This is a genomic window from Natronolimnobius sp. AArcel1, from assembly GCF_011043775.1.
Lineage (GTDB): Archaea > Halobacteriota > Halobacteria > Halobacteriales > Natrialbaceae > Natronolimnobius.
In genome coordinates, this window is sequence record NZ_JAAKXY010000008.1 from 47,415 (window position 1) to 71,226 (window position 23,812).

Sequence of the window (23,812 nt, forward strand, 5' to 3'; positions counted from 1 at the left end):
TACGTTTGATTCTGCTAGATCTGTTTGGATCGGAATTGATCACAGCCAACCTATTGCAGCAGGTTCGCTGGCATAACGGTGTCTCCTGCCCCGCTGCCGTTTTGACCGAACGTTCAAGAACGCCAGCTATGGTACTTTCAGTGCTGTCTCTGTAAGAATTGCGACCGCACGTTCAACCCCAAGACTGGCACAATCATTGCTCACTCGAAGATTGCCTACCCCAGTAGTTGACGTCAATCTACACGTTCCTCCTTTTTAATGCGAGCTTCAGGCGGTTACAGTGGGTAATCGACGTGACCTATAAGACGATTCACCGGCGCATTGAGCGCTTCCTCAGAGCGCTCGATGCACCTTCCTCGATCTCGTTAGCCCAGTTGAGATCGACGAAGTACGTTACTGCCAGGAAGAAAGGCGCGAAAGCGACCAAGAGTCGCGCTCACGTGGCCCGTTTACACGTGGACGTAGCTCGTACAACTATGACAAGCTACCTGTGTTCATTCCGTTGATCGTATCAATGGGCAGTGCTACGTGATCCCAGCGAAAGCCACCGACGAATCGACAATTCGACTCCTGCTGGCCGACCACCAGCAGGAGTCGCTCACCCTCTCCACTGACAGCTTTCGGGCGGATGATCCGTCGGAGGAGGGCGACGCATTCAACTGCGACTATGTCGTCTACGGCGACGACGAATACGTCGCTGTCGAGGTGCACGTCAATACCTGCGAGAGTCACACGTCCTTCTGCGACGATAGCTCTCGACACCGAGGCATCTCCAAAGACAAGTTGACGCAATATCTCAGAGCCTTTCAGTTCCGTCGAGAACCGAAAGCCAGGGCGAGAGACACTCAAATACGCTGTCCGTGCTACGCTCTGAAATCAACAATGTGCTACGCAAGAGCGTATACTAATACACGATATCTAATCGAAATCTTGTTAGTGGCCTACTTCCGAACAAAAACACAACTCCTCACATGCACGTTTCCATAATAGCTGGTTCGTTAGATTTGACTGGTGCTGGATCCAATATTAGTCTGGATATCTTAGCCCGAACCCTAACTGAGTATGGTCACAATGTAGAAGTGATAACAATTGATCCGACTGGGTCCAACGCCCTCACTTATGATACTCCTTATTCAGTCTCCACAATTAGTGAACTGGTTAGGAAAAAACACATATCAAGTCTATTCAATAGTAGAGAGTTTAAGCTATTGGAGGGTAAGTCAGACATATTTCACATATTTGATCCCATCTTCGCCCCAATTTTTGGATACTATCGATATTTAGGGGGCTCTGTACCAGTAGTATGTCGCCTAAATTCGTATACCATGTTCTGTTCTAACACTATGATGATGGATGGAAACTGCCATAAAAATTGCAGTACTATTGACAGGGTAAGACACTCGGAATCTAGTACTGGTAGTAAAGTTTTTAAGTCCCCATTGTTCTTGATATCCTCACTCTCAATCCCGGATGTTGTTAACTCCATAGATAAATTTTTCGCCCAAAGCCCTAGTGTGAAAAATATATATGAAGAAACAGGTATTGATCCTCAGAAGATAAAGGTGATAACTAACTTTTATGACCCGGATTTTGGAGAGCCAAATACAGAGAGAAAAGTAGACTTTGAAAGAGACTGTTTTAATGTTCTGTATGTTGGCAGAGTGAAAGAGAAGAAGGGTGTGGATTTGCTACTTGACGCTAGTCAGCACTCTGAGTTTGACCTCACAATTGATATAGTAGGTGACGGCGAAGCTCGAGCCTCATTGGAGACACAGGCAAAAAGCCTCTCGATAGGTGATAATATAAATTTCCATGGATGGGTAGATCATGATGATTTAAAAAATTATTATGGCCAATCTAATTTATTTGTACAGCCAAGTCGATGGGTAGAACCATCAGGCCGTGCTTTATTAGAAGCTATGCAATATAATTGCCCGGCAGTTGTTTCGAACATTGGAGGCCCACCTTGGATCGTTGGAAATGCAGGTCTGGTATTCGAAAAGAATAATAGCAAAGACCTGGCAAACAAAATTGATCTGCTATACAAAAATAAGGAGAAATACAAAGATTTAAGAAGGAAATGTTCATCACGAATAGACGGATTTAATCCAGAAAAGATAATAAGAGAAATAGAAGAGGAATATATTTCAGCTACTAGTAACGGATACTGATTATACTTCTAAACATTAAAATCGGTACTGTTTTGATAAGAGACTGAGAAGTGTTGTGTAATCTGGATTAGTGCATGATAACCAAGCGAAATATTCGAGACATAGTTAGATCTACAGAATTGGTCTGCGATTATTCACATGATGTTTCTTTCCGCACTATAAAACTCCTAAAGAGTGGGGAGATGATTAGAGCTATTGACTATATCATTAATGAAGTTACAGGAAAAAGTATATATGTGACTTATCTGCTATCACCTAACGATGAAAATATAACAAGTGTTAAAGTTCATGGAATTCCGATGTATATTGACCTTCTAGATCAGGGACTCTCATATGAACTATTAATACATAGAGATCGCGAACCGCTAACTGGGAAAATATTCCGAGAATATCTTTCCGATATAAATGCTACAGAGAGTAGTCCAGTAGTAATTGAAGCTGGAGCAAATATTGGATATTATGCACTCCAAGAAGCAGCGATACTAGGAAAAGAAAGTGAAATACATGCATTTGAACCTGTTCCGGAAAGTGGAAATTTACTTTCAAAAAACATAGAAAGGAATGGTTTTGAGGATACGGTAAAGATTATTGATTCAGCAGTAGGAGATAAAAATAATAAGGCTCAGATGTCAGTGGGTAATGCTCGTAATTGGGCGCGCATTTCTACAGACAATGAGGTAGGTAATAAACTCGAAGTGGATATGACAACTATTGATAAATATTGTGCAGACAATGGTATCAGTGCAGAAGAGGTGAACGTTGTCAGGATGGACGTAGAGGGGTATGAGACAAATATAATAGAGGGAATGGACAAAGTCCTCTCTGAATCAAAGGATCTCTTATTACTCATCGAACTTCACATACGAGAATTGAAATCAAGGAACAGTCTTACTCCTTTCCTTCAGTCTTTGAAGAATAAAGGGTTTAGACTGGAGGCTACAGTTCGACGACAAAACGAAATAGAAATTGACAATATAATGGAATTGACATCTGCCAGTGGTTGCCCAAATGTGTTTCTACGAAAATCATAATAATAATGAAGAGTGATCAGCCAGTTATATTGATAGGATTAGACGGTCTTGGTAGGTCGTCTATTGGCAGTTGGATACACCCGGAGAGTCTGTCGAATCTACATCAACTGAGTGAGAAAGGACTGCTAATCGACTTAGAGAGTACTCACCCCCCCTGGACACCTTGTGCCTGGCCCTCCTTTCTGAGTGGCCGTAACCCAGGTAAGCACGGCGTATTTGACTTCTTCACACGAGAGGGTTACGACAAGCGACTTATTGAGCGTCCAGATGTCGGCGCTCCTTACCTCTTTGAGGCATCTGACACCGAGGGTCAAACCTCAGTCGTAATCAATTACCCAATTACGAACCCGGCGCCATCTCTTGAAAACGGCGCGGTCGTCCCCGGCTATCTTGCACGAGAGGACGTTACGTTCTCTCCAGAACACCTCCGCGACGAATACGAGGACGAGTACGGCGAGTACGTCATCTACCCGAAGTACGGCACCGAAGACGATGCCGTCCGAGAGTACGTCGATGTCGCCCGGCACCGCCGAGATATGGCCCGATTCCTCGACGAGCGTTACGACTGGGATCTCATGGCCGTCCAGTTCCAGGTCACCGACTCGATCTTCCACGATCTCGAGGATCGCGACGAGATTCGCCAGGTCCTTGAGGCGGTCGACAAGTTCGTCGGCGATATCATCGACCTCGGCGACGACCCGACCGTCTTCATTGCGTCGGACCACGGTATGGGTGACTACGACTGGACGTTCTACATCAACTCGTGGCTGGCAGAGCAGGGCTACTGCGAGACGACGACGGGTGACGCACAGTACTTCCGTCAGCAAAAAGACGCGCTCACGGGGGCGGCCGAAGACGAAACGGAGGCCGAACAGTCGAGTGCGCTCGAGACGACCATCAAGACGACGGCGAACACGCTGTCCAGGGTCGGACTCTCACCCCAGCGAATCCATCGCGGACTCTCGACGGTCGGGCTCGCCGGGACGGTTGAACGACTCCTCCCCGAAGACGCTCTCGTGGCCGCCCAGAATCAGGTCGTCGATCATCCGAACTCGAAAGCGTTCCAGCTGTACTTCAACAGCTTGGGCGTCCACCTGAACGTCCAAGGACGAGACCCCCATGGACAGATTCCACAAGCAGAGTACGAGGAGACGCGTACGGAACTCATCGAGAAACTCGAGCAAGTTCGTGATCCGGACGGCGAACTCGTCTTCGACGCGGTACAGCCTCGAGAAGCAGTTTACGAAGGAAAACACCTCGAGGATGCCCCAGATATCGTGCTCGTTCCACGCGACTATCGATACGACGTCAGCGGCTCGATCCTCGATACGTTCCGCCGTTTTCCACACAAGAACCACAAACCCGAGGGAATCCTTCTCTCGAACCGATCGCTCGGCGACCTCGAGCATGCCGAAATCTACGATATTGCGCCGACCGTCGCGGCCGTCCTCGGGATTCCGGTCGATACGAACACCGACGGGCGAGTGCTCCTCGATGATGTCGAATCCATCGAACGAGTGGACTGGGACGAGCTCGCTGACGGATACGTTGATTCCCAGTCTGAGACCGATATGTCGAGCGTCGAGGACCGACTCGCTGATCTCGGTTATATGGAATAAGAACACCGACTACGGCGACGTGATCTGCTCGTAAATTCGGTTCGTCCGATCGGCTACTCCTTCCCACGAGTACTCTTCGCGAACGAGATCGTATGCGTTCGAAGCCCACCTCTGGCTTTCGTTCGGATTCGACAGCGCGTACTGAATCGCATCTGCGAGTTCGTCCGGCGACTCCGGAGGAACGAGATATCCGGTTTCCTTGTGATCGACGAACTCAGCGATCCCTTCGACCTCACTCGTGATGACCGGGACCTCACCGGCCCACGCCTCGAGTAGCGTCAACGGGTGTCCTTCCCATACTGAAGGCAACACGAACAGGCGAGCTCGCCGATAGTAGCGCGGGATGGCTTCGTCCGAGACACGTCCTTCGAAGTGAACACGACCGTCGAGTCCGTACCGACTGGCCTGCGCTTTCAATTCGTCGCTCTTCGGACCTGTGCCGACGATGACGAGATCGGTCTCGGGAATCTCGTCTGCAATCCTGTTGAACGCCTCAATTAAGTCGCTGACTCGCTTTTTGGGCGCGAGACGACCGAGAAAGAGGATTTCGTCGCGCCGATCGACATCAACGTTGAACCGCTCGAGATTGACACCGTTCGGTACACAGGAGAGATTTAGATGGTGTTCTCCCAGCAAATCCAGATGTTCTGTATTGACCGAAATCACATGATCATAATCGAAATTGAGCACGAACTGCCGCTCGAGGCGTCGTTTGACGTGAGCGAGCATCGATTCGTCGCGACCCACGCCGGAGGTGAGTGCTGTGCCGTGGACGGTAAAGACCGTCGACGCATCAGTGAGCGCTCCAGCAGTTCGCGTCGGAACCGCCGGCAAGAACGTGTGGCCGTGAACGACGTCAAAATCCTCCGTTACGAGATGTGGGATTGGCGTCACGAGCGACGAAACCCGACCAATCGGGTTCCAGTACTCCCTTGACGGTTTCAACCGGTGAACTCGGACGGCACCACCGACGAACGTCTCCGTGTCTGTATGAGTCTCACCATCTTTTTCGAGTGCACGAGTGTAGATATCGATCGTATGGTCGTACTGCTCTGCGAGTGCTACCGAGAGTTCTTTGACGTGGACTGGTCCGCCGCCGGTGCGTGGCCACCAGTCGTCTTGTATCATTGCGATTCGCATCGAATCACTCCTTGTACCCCAGGGCTTCTAATCGCCGATCGATCTCTTCGTCGACCTCGCCGGCGTCGACTGCTTCCTCGCCGTTCTCCCGCCGAACCCGTCCGTCGACGTGCGCTTCCAGCTCACCCCGAAGCGATCGGGACGAACAGTCGGCGAACTCGAGCGCGCCGGTCTCCCGATCCCGATCACAGAAACACGCGCCGTCGCGTGTCCGTAGCGCGTACCGCCGGCGGTGACTGTCCTCCTTTTCGCCGCGGGCCTGCATAAACACAGTCCGGTCCTCGTCCTCGAGGTCGAACAGCGACCGACCTTCGACGTCCGCGTCGGAACGGACTCCCGCCGCAATCGTCGCGGCGACGTCGAGCGTGCTCGCGGGCGTCTCCACCGTCTCCTTGGTACCGCCAGGAGGGCGAACCAGCAGCGGCACGTGCGTGATCTCGTCGTGGAGATAGCGCGGGTGTTCGTAGTAGCCGTGTTCGCCGAACGCATCGCCGTGATCGGCTGTGAAAATGAGCAGCGACCGCTCCAGTAACTCCCGTTCACGAAGTTCATCAAGGAACGCCCCGATCTGCTCGTCGTTGTACCGGATCTCGGCGTCGTAGAGGGCGATCAACAGCTCCCGTTCGTCGTCGGTGATCGAGTCGGGATCCTTGATCGCCCGCCGGTATAGCGATTGGGCGTCCCGGCCGGACAACCCTTCGTCGTGGTACAGCGTCTCGTACTCACCGGGCGGCTCGTACGGGCCGTGGGTGTCCATGTAGTGATTCCAGAGGAAGAACGGCTCATCGGACTCCAGCGAATCGATCCACTCGAGCGAGCGCTCGTTGATCTCGTCGGCACGGGCGTAATGCCGATTTCGAAGCTTGTCGATGGCCCGCTGTGCGAGCGCGATGAGTTTGTGCTTGCCGAAGTGGAGATCGTCGTCGAACGTATCGAACCCACGATCGAAGCCGTACGCCCGGGAGACGAACGGATTTGAGTGGAACCCTCCTGTTGTAAACCCGTCCTCACGTAGCATCGATGCGATCGTCTCCGTCGCGAGCCGGTAATCGGAGCCGATTGCGGTGTCGGGATACTCACCAGTCAACAGCGCCGGAACGGCCTCTCGAGTATGCGAACTCGCGCTGTAAGCGTTCGTAAAGTGCAGCGATTCGGCCGCCAAGTCGTCCAATACGGGTGACGTCTCTCGATGGTAGCCATGACATGAGAGATGGTCAGCCCGAAGGGCGTCGGCTGACAGAAGGATGATATGGTCCCAGTCAGTGGTCATCTAACTGTTACCTAATCGTGATCGCTTTTGACTCTTCCGGAAACCATAATTTGACTTCTATTGGAACTAGTCGAATTCTTTGGGCTCACATACGAGTTCGGACAATCCCGTATGCACTTTAAGTACAGCTACAAGTTCTCGACGGTGAAAATGTAGCACCTTCGACCGAAACAATATTGACTTCCCTGATCTATCGGATACACAGTGCGAATCTGTTTCGTCTCAAACGTGATTTATCCGTATGTGACTGGCGGTGCCGAAAAACGAATTCACGAAATTGGAACCCGACTTGCCGACCAAGGCCACGACGTAACTGTCTATGGCCGCCATTACTGGGATGGACCACAGGTGATAGAGCACGAGGGGATGACCCTCTACGGTGTTGCACCCGCCAAAGAACTCTACACCGACGATCGCCGATCGATCACGGAGGCGATCGATTTCTCTGTTCGACTGCTCCCCTATCTTCGACGGAATATCGACGATCACGACATTGTCGTCGCCTCCGTCTTTCCGTATTTCCCTGTTCTCTCCTCGAAACTCACCACTTTGCGAACCGAGACGCCCGTGGTCACGACCTGGCATGAGGTCTGGCTCGACTATTGGGACGAATATCTCGGTCGACTCTCACCCTTCGGCAAAGCAGTCGAGCGACTCACAGCCAAAACCCCACACTATCCGATCGCCGTCTCGAGCGTTACGGCGGATCGACTCACGAAAATCGGCCCGACGCGAGACGCGATCGAAGTCGTCCCCAATGGAATCAATATCAATCAGATCGAAACCACCAACCCGACCGACGACGGGTTCACCGTCCTGTACGCTGGCCGACTCATCGAGAACAAAAACGTCGATCTTCTTCTCAAGGCGTTCGATTGCGTCGCCAACGCCTACCCACACGCCACACTGGGTATCATCGGTGACGGCCCAGAGTACGATGCGCTCGAGCGACAAGCCGCGAATATAGACCACGCCGACCGCGTAACGATGCTCGGCTTCCTCGACGAGTATGACGATGTCCTCACGCACATGCGCGCAGCGGATGTCTTCGCGTCACCGTCGACCCGTGAAGGGTTCGGGATCACGTTCGCCGAAGCGATGGCAGCCGACTGTACCGTTATTGCGGCGGAACATCCCGAATCCGCAGCGTCCGAGGTTATCGGGGATGCAGGATTCCTCGCGGATCCGACCGCCGAAGACGTTGCGGCCACTCTCGAGCGGGCACTCGAGGGCGAACGTCCAAGTATGGATCCACGTACTCGAGCACAACGCTACGACTGGGATACTGTGGCCGAACAGGCAGAGCAATGTTATCGACAAGCGATCGACAGCAACTGGTAGTCGATCGATTTCCTTCTCAGTAATAATCGGACATCTACCTGTAAACGGTCAAAAGACCATTTAAGTGAAACTACTATTTTCGACTGTATACGCTACTGATAAGACCGATTCGGTACGTACGGAGCGGGTTTTGGTGCCTACTGAACTGCATCCGGAACGTCCTGAGACTGGGTGTGGTTTTAGTATCTCACCGAACAGTCTTTCTGACATCAATGTCAACGAGATCAGATTGGATCAATGACCGACTCGGCGAAAATATCAATAACAAACTGACGCAGGGACACGTCGTGGATACCATGCTCGAGGCGGACCGTCCCTTCTTTACGATAACGCAACTCGAGTCCCGTCTGAAACCCGACGTGGATCGAGGGACGATACGAAATCGGCTTGATGAACTCCGGGAGATCGACATCGTTGCCGAAGATTACCTCAAGGCGACTACGATCTATTATATCAACCATCCCGAGTCAAACTGGCCGCTATCTCCCGAAGGGAAGGAGGCGTTACAACATGGAACTCCTCTGGAGAATCTCTCACTGCGAGGACTCATCACGTTTAGCGATGCGGACGCAATTCGCTCGTTGGCATTGGCGAGCATGTATTTAGGGTTCATGTTGGTTTTTATTGGCGCACTTACGAGTGGAGTCGAGAGTCCAATCCACGTTGAAGCGGAGAGTCAAGTCATGATCGCGGGGATCACTGTGATGTTTCTCGCACCGACACTATTGTTCGCGTTGTCGGTTGCCAACTGGATCCGTAGCCAGAACTGGTGGCGTCCGGATCGAATTCGAACGATAACGACGGAACTCAGGTCCGACTAACGACTTGCAAATAAAACACGACTCGATCAACCGTCGGCTGATAGATACGACACAGATACAATACTATGGGAAACTTCGATCAACACTACGAAGCGGGTAAGAAGTACGCAGTTATCGCTGCCGGTATAGCCGCATTCCTCGCACTCGAGTGGGGTGCTACAGGAACTGAAACCATCCTTGCAGCAGTCGTTGCAGGAATCTACGGTATCGTCGGATCGCTTATTCCGGATATCGATCACCAGGACTCGAGGCCGCGACGTACTGCCGGGAAGTATGTGAGTATCAGCGTTATCATCGCTGTCTTTGCGCTCCCGACGCTCTCACCGGAATTTGTCCGTGGATTAGGCCAGTTTGCTCACGTTTTCGGCGCGAGTGGTGACACACTCACGATCGGTAGCGGTGTTCTCCTTGTGAGCGGTGTCGCGGTACTCCTTCTCGGAGGGAATGCGTTCGACAGCATACTCACGCACCGGGGATTCACGCACTCTCTCCCCTTCGCGTTCATTACTGGTCTCATCTCGTACTTTAGCATTGGAATTGTCGGTCAAACATTCCAACCAATCGCGTTTCTTGACGGAGAAATGGGTGTGATTATCGCGTTCGCTGCAGCTGGTGGCGTAATCGTTCATCTCGTTGTGGACCAAGAGCTGTGAGTCGGAACTGTTGTGGATGAACGACAAAATGCCGATCAAACCTCTTCTGGTGGGACCAAAGGTGCGACACATCAAGGTGGAGTGCGATCGAAAGACGGTTGAGACGAATGCAGACATCCGTGAAATTTGGTTACTGATGGATTGGAGACTTTAGTGGAAACCCTTCCATCGCGGACTGTGGGCTCGGAGCACCGGTTCCGTGAAACACTGGCGATGTGTCCGTACCGTTGGCAGCGAATCGTCCCGAGAGTTCTCCCCGTATCCGGCTAGGCGCAAACCCGTGGCAAGGGACGGCATATTACATGTTGCTACTTACCATCGCGATGCGCGCACGTGAACATAATTCGTCTTATAGAGTGTATCTCCGAGAGATCACGGTCTCGTTCAGAGAAATATACTTATAGCCATCACAGATTCTGATCAAGATATTCATGACCTTCATCACTTAGCCACCAAATAGGGACACGCCCTCCAGATTTTGTTTCTAGAAGGCCTTTCTCCTCAAGTTCTCGAAGACGGGGCAGTGTGCCTTGGTTAGAGAATCCAATTTCATCAGCGACTTCACCAGTAAATAGAGCGGGATCGTCTGATTTTGAAAAGAGCATAAGTATTTCAATATCCTCAACAGTTTCTTCTCGTCCGCCAGGCATACCAATAGGTTCTATCCTCTAGCTACATATTATAGTAGGGAATATTGTTTCCCGTGAAAAGCTAGTTTTTTGCAAACAACTAAGTGCGACGAGGTCTATGAATATCATAACGGAAGCTTAGGCAGATCTGACTCACCAGATCGGTAATACGACGGGCCGATGGGACAAGCATCAGCCCGTGAGAAGCTTCCGTAATCACGGTACGGAAGCCATGTACGCTAACAACCCAAGAGACCTTCAAGGTCTCGATAGACCAGATGCATCACCCGAAAACCACCCGGAGTGGACCACACTCACCGCACGCACTCGAGACATTCTTTTCGCGATCGCGTGTCTCGAACAAACAGCCCAACCAGCAATCCCGGCGAAACTGAAACCCGCTCTCCAGCGCTGGTACCCCGACGTAGAACCGACCCAACTCCACGCCGACCTCCAGACGCTCACCCACAAAAACTACCTGACCGAACAGCCAGCGACAAGCACCTACCAGCTCACTCCGGACGCACAGAACCTCCTCGAGACCTACACGAGCCACCTCCAACAGATCCTCAACCCGGATACGATCACCCTCGAGCTCGAGCGCCCGCTCACACTAGGAGACATCGAACAGACCCACACCAAACTGCTGGAGGAGTGTCGATGACCGACCCGATCACGATCCAGTGGACACCCAAAACCGGTCTCCCACGACGACTCACCTTCGAACCCCTCGAGAAGGGCTACCGCCGGATCGAACGCGAGTGGAACGGCAGCGAGTGGCGCCATTGCGGCTCCGAACACACCACGGACCTCACCCTTCACCCACCAGAGGACCCGCCAACACTCGAGGAACTCATCAGCCAAATCCACGGCACCTGGGACCACCCCAATCCAGCCGTCCTCACCTTCACCAACGAAGACACGGTCGCCGAAATCAACGGCCAACTCCGATATCGGTCGCCCACTCAAGACGGCTGGTACGCAGTCACAAAAACAGACCTCGAGAGTCATCTCCGGACGGCTGGGTACCCAACCATCCACAGACTCTCAGAAACGCCGTACAACCGCGCTGACTTTACCGCCGACTCAATCCCAAGACAATGAGCCCGCCAAACGAAGACACCTACCAGAAAACGCTCGAGGGGATTGAGACTCTCACAATCAACCTCCTCGAGGCGGTCGAAGCCGATTCACAGTTAGACAGAACCACCCGAAAGCGGCTCCTCGAGCGCCTCTACACTATCCACGCCGAACTCCAGCCGGCATTACTCACTGTCCGCTGGGATCCACCGACCAAAGACACAGACGGAGGCACTACCGATGAGTGACACCCACTCGAGCCCACTACAGACCATCCCAGCAAACACCCGAATAAAACTCACTTGGGGAACACCCACTGGACCCACCACAAAAACAGGGACCGTCACGGACTCCACCCCCAAACGGATCCGAACCAACGACCGAACGCTCCAGATCACCAACACAGCGGGCACCATCGTCTGGGAAACAACGCCAACCGAAACGATCGAACTCGGGCCCCTCCGAAGCCTCGAGATCACCACCACCGAACCACTCTACCTCACCGACGAGGGCACCACCGTCCCCTCGTACTTCGTCGGCTACGAGGGCTTTCTGACGATCGTTGACTCTCGAGACCGCATTGACGCTCGCATCCCCGACGGCCTCCAGGAGTACGACGACAGAGTCCTCACGGGTTTTGGCCCACTCCCCCCAACATACGACGAAACCGAAGTCGAGATCACATCATGGGGAGGCCCAACGCGCATCTTCGAGATCATCGACGAGCGAACCCCACCGGCACAGTCACCCACCAAAGACTCGCCCGAGACAAATCGTCCATGACTGAACACTTGAAGAGATCCGATCCAATCAACAAAATGATTGATAGCATCGACCGAGACGTGTTCGTCCGCATCCAGACCGACCTGCTGGTGGTTGGCGACTCGATAATGACTGACCGCCATCATGCTTCGAACGGTAACTACGAAGATACCGACCCACAGAACCAAATCGGCGGTATTATTCCGGCATTCCCGCTATCCGGGTGGCTTCGCCATGGAATGGAGCGAGTCGTCCGTGACTACGGGGCTACTGCCTGCCACCCTGGCGAGGCAAACGCGAACTTCCGCAAAGCCAATGTGTACGACCGCGACCTCGAGGCCGGCTACCACGAGAAGGGCGCGTGTACCGACGACCCGAAAGAAGACGACGGCTGTGTCATCTTTGACCTCTTTGGCGGCTTCGGCGACATTCCCGGTAAGGTGATGCGCCGGCCGATCAAGTTCAATCCTGTTCGCTCGAGCGTGGACTACACACGGGGACAGGCTGAGGGTCATTACCGCCGGTTGAACCGGAACGTCGTCTCCCGTAACCGAGAGGACAACCGCGAGCCGCTGCGAAACACGGAGATCGACGCCGTGGCGAACCTCGACGGCTGCTGGCACCTCTCCTTTCGAGAGATGAAGCCGGAGTTCGTCGGGCTGTTGATTGAAGCGATCGAGCTGCTACAAAGAAACAAGACGGATTATATGCACCAGCTCGGCGGAGCCCGCAATTTCGGCGCGGGAATCGTCGACTGCGAACTCATCAACCCGCTCTACGAGGATCGAGAACTGAAACGCGTCTTTGACCGTGGCAGGGGTGCCACGAACCCGATGGACGAGAAAGACGACCGGTGGGAAGCGGAGTACCGTCCGGCGTTCGTCAACGACCTCAAAGAGCGCATTGAGGAGGGACCGTAGATGAGCGAGAACGCTACCCGCAACGACGTTCAGAGTGAGGACACCCCGGACGAAACAGTCGCGGTCTACCGCCACGATGCTCACAAGATGAACGGCCAGTCACACGAGGACGCTCCCAAGACGTTCGCGGGCGTTCCGGTGAATCAGACAGTCCCCTACGGCGCTGACGGCGACGCGTCAGCACTGAGCCGACCCAGCGGCCAGCCTGAGCAAACAGTCGAAAATCATGAGACGCACTACCGACTCTCACTCATCGAGGGCGAGAGTCGGTACAACCCGCAGGAGTTCACGCACAACAGCGTCAAGAGCGCCATACGGGATCTCCTGACCGAAGACGACCCCGAAGCCATGCATCGGGCGTGGCTGAACAGCGATGTTGTCTCGGCGTTCAACGAGAGTGTCTACTATCCGTACACGAGCCTGAAGTACCACACCCTGCTCGTCGCGGCGCTGTTCGACAACTACCGCGCTGACCACGAGTTCGCTGGTCTCCACCTCGTTGTTGACGACGCCGACGAGATCGTTCCCCACCGAACGGTCTATGCAGACGAGTACTCCACACTCCGGATTGATGTCGACACTGGAAGACAGCCCGCTGCACGCCTCGGGAGTCGACCATGGCGATCGTGGGCATCAGTTTGGAACCGACTGCCAGCACACCCGCTCGAGACCAACCACGACAAATACGATATGGTACTCGATACGAACCTCCGACGGATCGGCTCCTGGTCAACAGCACTGCAGTACATCGAGGACTTCCGGGAGGCGTTCGACCAATGACGCGCATCCAGCCAGTCCACTGGGAGCTGGAGATGGACTACATCGGCCACCCGTACTACGTCTCGGGGAACGCCATCCTCCATGCACTCGGCCAGCACGTCCCACACGAGAGCCACCAGCACCTCCACGCCAGTCACGGGATGTTTGTGCCTGGCCAGTTCGGGCAGTTCCCGGATGAACACTCACAGAGCGGTGTGCGCCCGTATCTCGGGAGTGGACTCCCAGATGTCGAATCATACGAGGACTTGTTCCTGATGCGCAACCCCGCACATCGCTGGCTGCTCGACAGTCGCCCACGAGACGCGCTGAACACCCACGATATTCGCCCACAGAGCGGGCACCCAGCACTGGCCCACGAGATGATCATGGGCAAGCCCGAGGATGCACAGTACCAACACCAGACAACGAAGTGGTACATCCACGCCTACCTGCACGCTGACGATCCCGCCGTGCTTCCGCTGGATGAAGCGGTCCTTGACGGGCTTCAGTTCGGCGGCAAGCGGAACTATGGTTACGGCATCACCCGATTGAAAGAGACACGCGTCGTTGACTTAGAGGAAATAGACTATTCCTCCCTTGAAGAGAGCGAGACGTTCATCCTCGAACTCGTGACGCCATTCGTGCTGGAGTCGGAATACGCGAACGTCCATGATCAAGACGTCCCGTGGTGGTGGAAAGAAGACCGCTCCGAACTCCGTGAACGCAAAGAAAAGATACTGGAGCAACGCGAGGTATACAGGCTCCAAACGGTTGACCATGGGCAAGTGGTTTCCTACGATGGTAACCGCCCGGTGAAAACCGCCAAAAGCGGCATTCTCCGAGTTGGCAGTCATTCAAAGTACGGCTTCGGTGAGCTGCGGGTGATACCGGTTGAATCACCGTCAGAACGCACAACGAGGGGTGGATCGCCAGGGTAGATAACTGATGGAGACGAGTGGAATCGCCACGGAAAATCATCCCAGAGATCAAATAAAGAAATCGAATTTGCGACAAAAATTCACCTTCCGGTGGCAACCCCAACGAGACCAATGACTAACGACACCCCAATCCAACGAAACCAATGACTGAGAACACACCAAACCCGAACGCGTACTACGAGCAGCTCAACCCACTGCGAAAGACCGTCGACTCACTGCGAGAAAACGCGATGTCCCACAGCGATCTTGCAGACAACATCTACCAGGTCCGACAGTGTCTCTTCCTGGTCGCACTCAACCTCCAGGAGGCACGTGAGATACTCCCCGATCCGGACCCAGCAGCCGAACTCAATACAGAACAGGACGACTGGGAGGAATACGACGAGGCTATCCAACAGATCGAACGCCGACTCACAATCTGTCACGAACTGGCACAGAACGAACACCCCGATGAGTACCGCTACAGCGAATCCCCCGGAGAAAAATTCGAATCCGCACTCTCAGTGATCAGAGAGCTTCGCGACCTCCTCCCCGGCGTCGACACCAACAGCCCCCTCGAGATTGACCTAAACACCAAAGATGCGACGTACGCCCACGTCGAGGGCCGCGGCCAAGGCGATGGACGCTGGCTCGAGTACCAACTCCAGCGGGCGTTCAGACGCTGGGGCTACACCGCCGACACTCGCCAGACAGCGTTCAGCCTCGAGGTCGACGTCGTCGCCTGCCGGACCGAGAAACAACACGACCCTTCAGACTGGCTCGTCGCCCAGTGTAAAGACTGGACCAACGACACGATCACCCCGGGGACGATCTACCGACTGTGTACCGTGGCGTTTGCCTGCCGAGCAATGCCCGTCCTCTGTCATACGACCGAACTCACGACCCGCGCTGAACAACTCGCCCGCCATCTCGAGGTCCGCGTCCTTGAACTCGAGGATCTCGCACGTGGTGACCTCCCAGCACCGAAGACCACGACCCCCTCCTCGGATCTCTATGAGTACTCCGCGGAGTGGACGGCCCGCAAAAGCCGCGGCACGCTTCCCGTGATGTTTGCCACCGAGCCAGGCAAGCGCTTTAGCTACGTCCCCGGGTTCGAACCCGTCGGAAACGGCTGTGAATACAAACCCGTCGACGACGACCTCGACGATGACACCCACCCCGCCGCCGGTCACTGACCCAGCGTAAGCGTGGGAACCACCACCTGTCGCGCATCGGTGCGCACAGGCGCGTAGTTGGACTCAAACTCGAGCTCGAATCTGAACTCGAGTTCGGGACCCACACAGCACTCACACTCGAGTGCAGTTCCGGGTTCCTCAGCTACGCCTCTCGGTATCGTTCGCTCACTAATTCGATTCCACTTAGCAATGTCCACCAACAGCGATTCGACGACTGCACAGTATCCAGACCAGCTTGCCGACCAACTCGAGGCCCTCCACGAACGAGTGGAGACCCTCGAAAGCGACCTCGATGCCAAAGACGAACGCATCGAAGCCCTCGAGCGCGATCGTGACCGACTTGCAGAGCGAACAGCAGACCTCGAAGACCGCGTCAAATACCTCGAGGACGAAACCGCAGGCCTCGCGACAGCTGCACTCAACAAAGCAAGCGCGAACAAAGACCGGGTAACGGAACTCCAAAGCCGCGAACTCGAGAAAGGCGCACACCTGCGCACAGAAACTGTTGATGAGCATGCCGTCGATGTCGCCGATGGTCGCCTCGAGCAGATCACGAAAGACGATGGCAAGCAGTATTTTCGATTGCCTGAGCAGGCAGACCCGCTCGATCGAGGCGAAGTCTCGTTAGCGTATGGCGACCTCCTGCCGATTCAGCAACTCGCTCAGATGGACGACGATATGCGACGAGCAAGTACGAACGCACTGCCCACACGGCTGGCCGCGAAACTGTGGCAGGCTCGAGCAGACCCGAGCGTCGGCGACAATCCCTGGGAGACCGGTTGCAAGGACATCCAAGAGTACCTCAAGGCGAGTGATCTCAGGCATTGGATTCGTCGGCAAGAACCCGGTATCAGCAAGAGTTATGCGAAGAAGCTGGTCTCGAGGGTGATCGACGCTATCCTCGATCTCTCGAAGCATCGGGTGGCTATCCGGAAACGGACAGAGCGCAAGAACGGCCTCGAGTACACGGAGCGTCGGCTCGTGATCCCCGAAGACGTCGAGATCCCTGGAGAGACGACAGGTGATGAGTAAACACTGGTGACACCTGGTGTCCTCGGATGACCGGGGACAGGGGGTGAAAAAACGCCTCGAGAGGGGCCGTTTGACTCTCACGGAAACCTAATTCACACTAGGACAGCGGGTGTACGAGGGGTGGTTACCGGTGGGTGTGTCGCTCGAGTGGTCGTCGGTGGTCACACTGAAAGACAGGGGTTGAAGGCTGTTCTGAAGACAACAGCTGTCACTGGAGCCTCCAACTCGTCGTTCAGTTCCGGATCACTCCGTTGTAGTTCCTCCAACAGCATCTTCTCCTTTTTCCGTGAGATGCGAATCTCCACTATGGAACAGTCAACCGGTATTTGGGATAAAACCTTTATTTATGTCATACAAACAGATACCTATGTCAGTGGAAACGGATTCGCACGGGCGGGTGTACCTGTCCTCAGAACTGAGGCAGAAGTATGGCGAGAGGTTTCACGTGGTTGAATATGAGGATCGCCTCGAACTCATCCCTATCGACGAAAACCCTCTTCAGGCGATTCGTGAAGCTGCCGGTGACGCATTTGAGGGTGAGTCGATAGAAGAACTCCGTGAAGAAGCGAAAGAGCAGGCGAAAAAAAGATGCGAAAGCGGGATTCGATCGAGGAAAACGCGCGGTGGAGGATAGCGAGGAATGATAAAAAATAAAGCGCGTGCCTCCGCCTGAAGGCGGAGGTTGAGCGGTAGGCACTGCCGACCAACCGCCGACTACTGCTTGTCTGGGGTCTCTTCGCGGACGCGCTTCTCTCCTTCAAGGAGCAAGCCCTTCCACGTTAGTCCGTGGTGTTGCTTCAGTTCTTTCAGCCGACCGTACTGTTCATCGTCGTCGAACTCGATCCGAATCTCAACCACATACCATCACATAAATCACACACTTATGTGTCTTGCGCCACAAGAGATAGTTGATGAAGCGGACGAACCAGTTCGTCGTTCGCCCTCGATCCGAACAGGATCGCGAGCTACTACACAAACTGTTGGACGCTTCTGCCAGCCTCTGGAACGAACTCACCTACGAACGACGCCAGCAGTACTTCGACGGCGAAAGTATCTGGGACACCGCCGACTACCGCAAACAGTACGTCGGTGTGCTCGGAAGCGCCACCGCCCAACAGCTCATCCGAAAGAGTAAGAGTGCGTGGAAGTCGTTCTTCTCGCTCAAAGAAGAGGGCGAACAGTGTTCTCCTCCCGGCTACTGGGGGAATGAGGACGACGGCCGAACGTTGCGGACCTACGTTCGCAACGACCAGTACACACTGGAAATGGGCGACCGCTCCCGCCTCGAGATTCCCGTCGGGAAGGAACTCAAGGAGAAGTACGACCTTGGGTACACCGAACGGCTACGCCTCGAAGTCGCTGGCGATCCGAAGTGGGACGGCAAGCAGGGCCGGTTAGAACTGTACTACGACGAGCCGTCGGACCAATTCAGGGCCTTTCAACCTGTCACGGTAGACAATTCTCGACAGGATTCACCACTGGCGGACGAAACCGCCGCTCTGGACATCGGTGCGAACAACATCGTCGCCTGTACGACCACAACCGGCGAGCAGTACCTGTACGAAGGCCGCGACCTGTTCGAACGGTTCCGCGAAACGACGCGAGAGATCGCCCAGCTACAGTCGAAACTCCGAGAGGGAAGATACTCGTCGAACCGAATTCGGCGGCTGTACCGACGGAGGACGCGCCGGCGCGATCATGCGATGGACGCACTCGCTCGCGATCTTATCGAACAACTGTACGATCAGGGCGTTTCGACGGTGTACGTCGGCGACTTAACCGGTGTTCTCGAGACGCACTGGCTGGTTCGGACGAACGCGAAGACGCACAACTTCTGGGCGTTCCGCGCGTTCATCGACCGACTGGCGTGTACCGCCGAAGAGTTCGGTATCACGGTCGAAGTGCGTACGGAAGCGTGGACCTCGCAGACGTGTCCGAACTGCGGTTCGACCGAGGACACGACGCGGCACCAGGACACGCTGACCTGTCAGTGTGGCTTCGAGGGTCACGCGGACCTCACCGCGTCGGAGACATTCCTGAGGCGGCACGAAACAGACGTACCACGGCCGATGGCACGGCCCGTGCGATTCGAGTGGGACAGCCACGACTGGCTGGAGTCACCACGCTCTCACGAAAGTCCCAAAGAAGCGCGCACGAACCGGAGTATCCTACACACGTAGGAGAAAGTCGCTCGCGTGGTGGTTCGGCATGAGTCGAGACCCCAACGCGAGGATTCCCGCGCCTTTAGGCGCGGTGAGGATGTCAATGCGTATGTCGAGACAGACTATCTCCTCGCTCTTGCAAAAGACTCTGACTGGCTCAAAGCTCGAGCAGAGGAAGAGTTGGAAGAGCACGACGTTGTCACCTCCACGTATTCATATTTGGAGATTCTGCTCATCAGCGAGCGCCACGAGTTCGACTACATCAAGCTGTTCTCGAATATGCTTGAGGTTGTACCCGTTGAGACCGATGAAGAACGCCAGATCGTACTCAAGGCTGTGAATTATTTTGAGAACGGAATGACCGCGTTCGATTCTTTCCACGCTGCTACTGCCGAAAATCGCGGCCATCCCATTTTGAGCTCTGACAAAGCATACGAGGACGTCGATCCCGAGCGTCTTCCGTTGGAGCCGACCGAGGACGCTTAACATCCTCCCTGCGTTGAAGCGCGAGGATTCCACCGCTAGGGGTTCGGCCATGCCGATTCCACAGTGTCAACTTTCCCCTCACAGGTACTCCGGTTTGTACGCTCCTCGTTGGTCGTTGTCCCGGTAGGGGGCGACCTGTGGTCGGGCCGCCATTCGTGATAACATCGAGGATAACCAAAGCAGCCTTCGGAATTATGTTGAATCTTAATGTCTACTCGTATAAATACGCCTGGACACTCAGTTTCAATATCTGCGGTGAGTATTACTGCCAATTTGCGGATGGTCCTCGGCTAGCCAGAATATCTCGGTGCTTGCTCGCGTACTTCGGTCCACTCGTCGCAATCTTCCTTGCCGAAAAGGTTGCTCACTCTAGAAGCCCGACTCGAGAATCAGGATGAGCGTCTTGGGGAAACCGAACAGACGTGTGACCGGCTCGAAAAAGCCACTGAAGCAGCGCTGAACAAGGCCTCCATGAGCAAAAATCGGGTGACGGAACTGCAGTCACGCGAACTCGAGAGACGTTTAGTACGGTTCGCCGGGAGTGAGCCGACAGACAGTCAATCACGACCGATTCGACGCCAGCCACGTCGCCAAGTTGCTCACAGACACAGGCTGCCGAACAGGTCTTGCCCGCTCCTGGTGGCCCAAATAGGAACGCCCCGCCGGGTGCCACACCGTCGGTCAGCGGCTCGAGGACCGAACTCAGGTGGTCAATCTCACTGTCGCGGTGGACGACCACTTCCCGATCCGGTTGTACGTCGGGTTGCAAAACCGCGTAACCGGTAATCATGTCCGAACTGTTCAGTGTGCGGGTATGTATAGGCGACGGGCACCCTACGCGTCGAAAATGGCACTAACAAGTGATTTTACAGCCCGGCGCTTTGGCAACTGCCGACGCGGCGGCACAGGGTATGTAAGCGAAACACCACCACTTCTAATCCGGCCACCTTCGCTAACTTCAACGAGAATTGGGACTTTGAGATCGTTACCCTTCGCACTATCCATATCTGAGACGCGTTCTTTGATAACCCCGTCAATCGGCTCATTAGTGATGAATGCCGGAAACAGTGGTGTTGACGAGAGTTTATCAACACCAACTGTGTCGCTACTCAACCCACTCTCAGCAACCGATTCAAGTGCATCAATCCCAGAACGAACTGTCTCGAGTGACAAATCACCGCCGACGATAGCTGGTGCGATACAGCGGCACTCACGACCTCTGTCCAGATAACTGACTGTTTTCGTCTTTGTATATATACCTTCGAACTGGCCCTTATCGGTTTCAACTGTCTTGTATTCGTGATCTTGCAAACTGAACCGCACGCCCTCGATATATTCGTCAGTATCCATGACTATGCAACACAAGTATATTTACTTAAAGTTGTGTATACTGAACAAATCTGAACCGACAAGTCATGGAAAGGGCAGTAGGGCCGGTCGGGCGGACCGGCGGGTGGCGCAGCGTGAGGGGACAGTCTGGCAACGACAGTCCGACTCCCGCGCTATTTCGAACGTTCACAACGACTGATATAATAGTTTCGGTGACTGGCTGGTTGGTGGGGAATCTTGATATGGGCGACGTTCGTTGATGCCGATGCCTCGAGCGTATCGGGGCAATCCACTGTATGCACGCCGACCTGAACGGTCGGTGCCTCGGCATCCGCCGGGGCTTTCTATCGGCGGGAGTAATTTATAGATTCGAGTGACAGTCTCGAGTATGGATGACCGGCGGATCTACGCGGTTGGTTTGCTTGCATCGCTCTTGGCCGCAGCCTGGATTCTCGCTGGTCCAGTACTAGGCTTGCCGTTCGGAATTGTCGCATCGGACGGGCCGTCAATGGGCGACGACGGAATGATGGTCAATGTATGGGTTGACAGCGAACCAGAGGTTGGGGACGTGGTGATTTTCGAGCAAGACGGGCAGTTAACTGACGACCGCCCGGTCCACCGTGTTGCCGACGAAACCGGGTCTGGATACGTCACCCAAGGTGATGCGAACCCATACACTGATCAAGAGGTAACTGGCGTCGACTACGTAACTGACGAGAACCGCGTCGGTGTTGTCGTGGCTCGAACCCCAGTAAGTACTCTCACTCTCGGGTTATTTTTCACTATCATTGGGATTTCTCTGTACTCGAAAGAAAAAGAATTATATTATTTTTAACTCAGTCGAAGTTCCAAGTTACGTCTCCAATAACGCTCTCTTCACCATCTTCGCTAATAGCGACGATATTTAGGTCTCCATCCTCTGCCAGATCATCGTTTTCAGAGCCACCGTCTTCATAGAGAGTATGAGTCGTCCCAACTCCGTCTAAGTCACTCAACTCAACTTCGCCACCTTGATCACTGTCGTGAAAGTCACTACCATCGTCGCCGCGGACAACGAACTCTGCAGCATTACCGTCTTCTTCTAAGGTAAACTCAATGTATCCGTAGTCGCCGTCGGGATCTTCGGTAACATCCGTTCCTACAACAGCATTGACTGGCGCACTCCCAGTCTGCTGACCAAGGTCCAAGACAAACGCTGCGATTACAGCTGCCAAGATAACCGTTATGGCAACCATGAGTATAACCCCTATGACAGGAGAAACTGCACGTTCGTCTTCTGAACCGACCAATTTGTTCGCGATTGATTTTCCATCAAACATGTGTTTTATCACGCACCATAAACGGTCGGAAGGCCTATGCCCCATGCAGGAGTATCGAAACCCGCACGGGATGGGGGTTCCACACACCCGTCGCACCCTTCCCTGCCGTCCTTTCTGGCGCTGATACAAACCACTGAATCAGAGGTATATATAATTTCCCGATAGTGTATATTATCGAATCAAAAAACTGTCCTAAAGACTTTCAACAGTGATATTCAGGCCCGCACAGAAAATCCACAGCGACCGCTTGAAGCCGCGCCGTCTGCCATTCTCACGTTTGAAACACAATCCGGCACTTACTTGCCGGTCTCGCCACCACACGCGCACATGTCTGACGTTGAACCGTTGCCAACCGAACAGGCGCTCGCGCGCACGTATGACGGTGGGGCCTACGCCGATGCCTATGAAGCCGTCCACCAGTATCGCCGCGCGACGAGCTACGCGTTTCGCAACGACGCCAAGTCGGGCGCGACGGCCTCGGCGACGGGCCTCCCACGCGGGCGCATTCGATTGTGGGTTGACGAGGGCGGTGCGCCGGATGCCGTCAACGCAATCGAAGCCGCACATCGCCACGGGTGGCTCGAGTGCGAGTTCTCCGACCCAACGTTCACGGGCCTAAACGCACTCGTCGCGAACGTCTTTTCCGGCGGCTCTATCGGCGCACAGGATTATAGGCCGTCGTTCGCGCTGAACCAGCGCGGCGAAGACAGCCACGTTATCGACGCCCTCGAGCTTGTGGGCGCGGAGTACGAACTCATCGACGATCGGGACGGGCGGGCTGATGAGATTCGACCGACTGAGGACGGCACCGTGCTTGGGCGCGTACTCGCAGCCCTTGGCGCGCCCGTGGGTCCGAAAACAGACCGCCACCTCGAGTTACCGGCGTATCTCGAGGATGCACCGACGGACGTGTGCGAGACGTTCGTGTATGCGTATCTCGAGAACCGGGCGGTCGAACGGCCAAACAAGGACACACTCACGGTGCGCGAAGAGCGCAATCGGGAGTATCTCGAGTCCCTCTCTGCGTTGATTGAATCCGTGGCAGGCGACGGCGTACACCTGGGCAAACGGGATATCATTATCTCAGCGGACGCGGCGCGGACGCTCGGCACGGTCCGCTGAGACCATTTTTAAACAGCGAGAGAATTCCGCCGTTTCACGGCGTTCGCAAGACC

Annotated in this window: 26 protein-coding genes and 1 pseudogene; 21 read left to right on the forward strand and 6 right to left on the reverse strand. The window is 54.5% G+C overall.

The window, feature by feature from the left end:
• The first annotated feature begins 5 nt into the window (after window positions 1–5).
• The 4 genes and pseudogenes from G6M89_RS20800 (at window position 6) to G6M89_RS20815 (ending at window position 4,821) form a co-directional block, all read left to right on the forward strand.
• Window positions 6–874, forward strand: a pseudogene (locus G6M89_RS20800) (IS1595 family transposase).
• Window positions 875–971: 97 nt separating this feature from the next.
• A complete protein-coding gene (locus G6M89_RS20805; RefSeq protein WP_165163822.1) occupies window positions 972–2,171 on the forward strand; it encodes a glycosyltransferase family 4 protein in 1,200 nt (399 codons plus the stop codon).
• A 74-nt stretch (window positions 2,172–2,245) separates the two neighbouring features.
• The gene (locus tag G6M89_RS20810) at window positions 2,246–3,202 is read left to right on the forward strand and encodes an FkbM family methyltransferase (RefSeq protein WP_165163823.1); all 957 of its coding nucleotides are present in this window, start codon (window positions 2,246–2,248) and stop codon (window positions 3,200–3,202) included.
• A 5-nt stretch (window positions 3,203–3,207) separates the two neighbouring features.
• Window positions 3,208–4,821 (forward strand): alkaline phosphatase family protein, encoded by a 1,614-nt coding sequence (locus G6M89_RS20815; protein ID WP_165163824.1) that lies wholly within the window; start codon window positions 3,208–3,210, stop codon window positions 4,819–4,821.
• A gap of 9 nt (window positions 4,822–4,830) precedes the next feature.
• On the opposite strand, the gene G6M89_RS20820 is transcribed toward G6M89_RS20815, so the two are convergent.
• Window positions 4,831–5,961 (reverse strand): glycosyltransferase family 4 protein, encoded by a 1,131-nt coding sequence (locus G6M89_RS20820; RefSeq protein WP_165163825.1) that lies wholly within the window; start codon window positions 5,959–5,961, stop codon window positions 4,831–4,833.
• 4 nt (window positions 5,962–5,965) lie between these two features.
• Entirely contained in the window at window positions 5,966–7,231 is a 1,266-nt protein-coding gene (locus G6M89_RS20825; protein ID WP_165163826.1) for a sulfatase, read from the reverse strand.
• 204 nt (window positions 7,232–7,435) lie between these two features.
• On the opposite strand from G6M89_RS20825, the gene G6M89_RS22660 reads away from it, so the two are divergent.
• From G6M89_RS22660 to G6M89_RS20840, 3 genes are all read left to right on the forward strand, one after another.
• Window positions 7,436–8,572, forward strand: coding sequence for a glycosyltransferase family 4 protein (locus tag G6M89_RS22660; protein WP_165163827.1), 1,137 nt, complete (start codon window positions 7,436–7,438; stop codon window positions 8,570–8,572).
• A gap of 212 nt (window positions 8,573–8,784) precedes the next feature.
• On the forward strand, window positions 8,785–9,393 hold the full coding sequence (locus G6M89_RS20835; RefSeq protein ID WP_165163828.1) for a hypothetical protein: 609 nt from the start codon (window positions 8,785–8,787) through the stop codon (window positions 9,391–9,393).
• Between the two features lie 65 nt (window positions 9,394–9,458).
• Window positions 9,459–10,046, forward strand: coding sequence for a metal-dependent hydrolase (locus G6M89_RS20840; protein ID WP_165163829.1), 588 nt, complete (start codon window positions 9,459–9,461; stop codon window positions 10,044–10,046).
• Window positions 10,047–10,453: 407 nt separating this feature from the next.
• Here G6M89_RS20840 and G6M89_RS20845 read toward each other — a convergent pair whose 3' ends face one another.
• Window positions 10,454–10,696 carry a hypothetical protein gene (locus G6M89_RS20845; RefSeq protein WP_165163830.1) on the reverse strand — a complete coding sequence of 81 codons (243 nt, stop codon included), beginning with the start codon at window positions 10,694–10,696 and terminating at the stop codon, window positions 10,454–10,456.
• Window positions 10,697–10,907: 211 nt separating this feature from the next.
• On the opposite strand from G6M89_RS20845, the gene G6M89_RS20850 reads away from it, so the two are divergent.
• The 10 genes from G6M89_RS20850 to G6M89_RS20895 all read left to right on the forward strand — a co-directional run bounded on the left by G6M89_RS20850 (window position 10,908) and on the right by G6M89_RS20895 (window position 17,975).
• Window positions 10,908–11,339 carry a hypothetical protein gene (locus G6M89_RS20850; RefSeq protein ID WP_165163831.1) on the forward strand — a complete coding sequence of 144 codons (432 nt, stop codon included), beginning with the start codon at window positions 10,908–10,910 and terminating at the stop codon, window positions 11,337–11,339.
• Window positions 11,336–11,779, forward strand: a complete 444-nt coding sequence (locus G6M89_RS20855; protein ID WP_165163832.1) for a hypothetical protein — start codon at window positions 11,336–11,338, stop codon at window positions 11,777–11,779. Before G6M89_RS20850 ends, G6M89_RS20855 begins: the two co-directional genes overlap by 4 nt.
• Window positions 11,776–12,003, forward strand: coding sequence for a hypothetical protein (locus tag G6M89_RS20860; protein ID WP_165163833.1), 228 nt, complete (start codon window positions 11,776–11,778; stop codon window positions 12,001–12,003). Before G6M89_RS20855 ends, G6M89_RS20860 begins: the two co-directional genes overlap by 4 nt.
• Entirely contained in the window at window positions 11,996–12,538 is a 543-nt protein-coding gene (locus tag G6M89_RS20865) for a hypothetical protein (protein WP_165163834.1), read from the forward strand. Before G6M89_RS20860 ends, G6M89_RS20865 begins: the two co-directional genes overlap by 8 nt.
• A gap of 35 nt (window positions 12,539–12,573) precedes the next feature.
• Window positions 12,574–13,437, forward strand: coding sequence for a hypothetical protein (locus G6M89_RS20870; protein ID WP_165163871.1), 864 nt, complete (start codon window positions 12,574–12,576; stop codon window positions 13,435–13,437).
• A complete protein-coding gene (locus G6M89_RS20875; protein ID WP_165163835.1) occupies window positions 13,438–14,217 on the forward strand; it encodes a hypothetical protein in 780 nt (259 codons plus the stop codon). It abuts the gene before it with no gap.
• Window positions 14,214–15,134 carry a hypothetical protein gene (locus G6M89_RS20880; protein WP_165163836.1) on the forward strand — a complete coding sequence of 307 codons (921 nt, stop codon included), beginning with the start codon at window positions 14,214–14,216 and terminating at the stop codon, window positions 15,132–15,134. The genes G6M89_RS20875 and G6M89_RS20880 overlap by 4 nt, the downstream gene beginning before the upstream one ends.
• Window positions 15,135–15,277: 143 nt before the next feature.
• Entirely contained in the window at window positions 15,278–16,309 is a 1,032-nt protein-coding gene (locus G6M89_RS22170; RefSeq protein WP_206335658.1) for a hypothetical protein, read from the forward strand.
• Between the two features lie 189 nt (window positions 16,310–16,498).
• Window positions 16,499–17,341, forward strand: a complete 843-nt coding sequence (locus tag G6M89_RS20890) for a hypothetical protein (protein ID WP_165163837.1) — start codon at window positions 16,499–16,501, stop codon at window positions 17,339–17,341.
• A gap of 367 nt (window positions 17,342–17,708) precedes the next feature.
• Window positions 17,709–17,975, forward strand: a complete 267-nt coding sequence (locus tag G6M89_RS20895; protein WP_165163838.1) for an AbrB/MazE/SpoVT family DNA-binding domain-containing protein — start codon at window positions 17,709–17,711, stop codon at window positions 17,973–17,975.
• Between the two features lie 80 nt (window positions 17,976–18,055).
• On the opposite strand, the gene G6M89_RS20900 is transcribed toward G6M89_RS20895, so the two are convergent.
• Window positions 18,056–18,199, reverse strand: coding sequence for a hypothetical protein (locus tag G6M89_RS20900; RefSeq protein ID WP_165163839.1), 144 nt, complete (start codon window positions 18,197–18,199; stop codon window positions 18,056–18,058).
• A 53-nt stretch (window positions 18,200–18,252) separates the two neighbouring features.
• Between G6M89_RS20900 and G6M89_RS20905 the strand changes: the two genes are divergently transcribed.
• Both G6M89_RS20905 and G6M89_RS20910 read left to right on the forward strand, forming a co-directional pair.
• Complete coding sequence (locus G6M89_RS20905) at window positions 18,253–19,521, forward strand: RNA-guided endonuclease TnpB family protein (RefSeq protein ID WP_165163840.1); 1,269 nt, start codon at window positions 18,253–18,255, stop codon at window positions 19,519–19,521.
• Window positions 19,522–19,539: 18 nt separating this feature from the next.
• On the forward strand, window positions 19,540–19,989 hold the full coding sequence (locus tag G6M89_RS20910) for a PIN domain-containing protein (protein WP_343162670.1): 450 nt from the start codon (window positions 19,540–19,542) through the stop codon (window positions 19,987–19,989).
• Between the two features lie 834 nt (window positions 19,990–20,823).
• Here the strand turns inward: G6M89_RS20910 and G6M89_RS20915 are convergent.
• Entirely contained in the window at window positions 20,824–21,339 is a 516-nt protein-coding gene (locus G6M89_RS20915) for a hypothetical protein (RefSeq protein WP_165163841.1), read from the reverse strand.
• 367 nt (window positions 21,340–21,706) lie between these two features.
• Between G6M89_RS20915 and G6M89_RS20920 the strand changes: the two genes are divergently transcribed.
• Complete coding sequence (locus G6M89_RS20920; protein ID WP_165163842.1) at window positions 21,707–22,153, forward strand: S24/S26 family peptidase; 447 nt, start codon at window positions 21,707–21,709, stop codon at window positions 22,151–22,153.
• A gap of 1 nt (window position 22,154) precedes the next feature.
• Here the strand turns inward: G6M89_RS20920 and G6M89_RS20925 are convergent, their stop codons facing one another.
• A complete protein-coding gene (locus G6M89_RS20925) occupies window positions 22,155–22,637 on the reverse strand; it encodes a type IV pilin (RefSeq protein WP_165163843.1) in 483 nt (160 codons plus the stop codon).
• A 327-nt stretch (window positions 22,638–22,964) separates the two neighbouring features.
• Between G6M89_RS20925 and G6M89_RS20930 the strand changes: the two genes are divergently transcribed.
• The gene (locus G6M89_RS20930; protein ID WP_165163844.1) at window positions 22,965–23,759 is read left to right on the forward strand and encodes a hypothetical protein; all 795 of its coding nucleotides are present in this window, start codon (window positions 22,965–22,967) and stop codon (window positions 23,757–23,759) included.
• Window positions 23,760–23,812 lie beyond the last annotated feature (53 nt).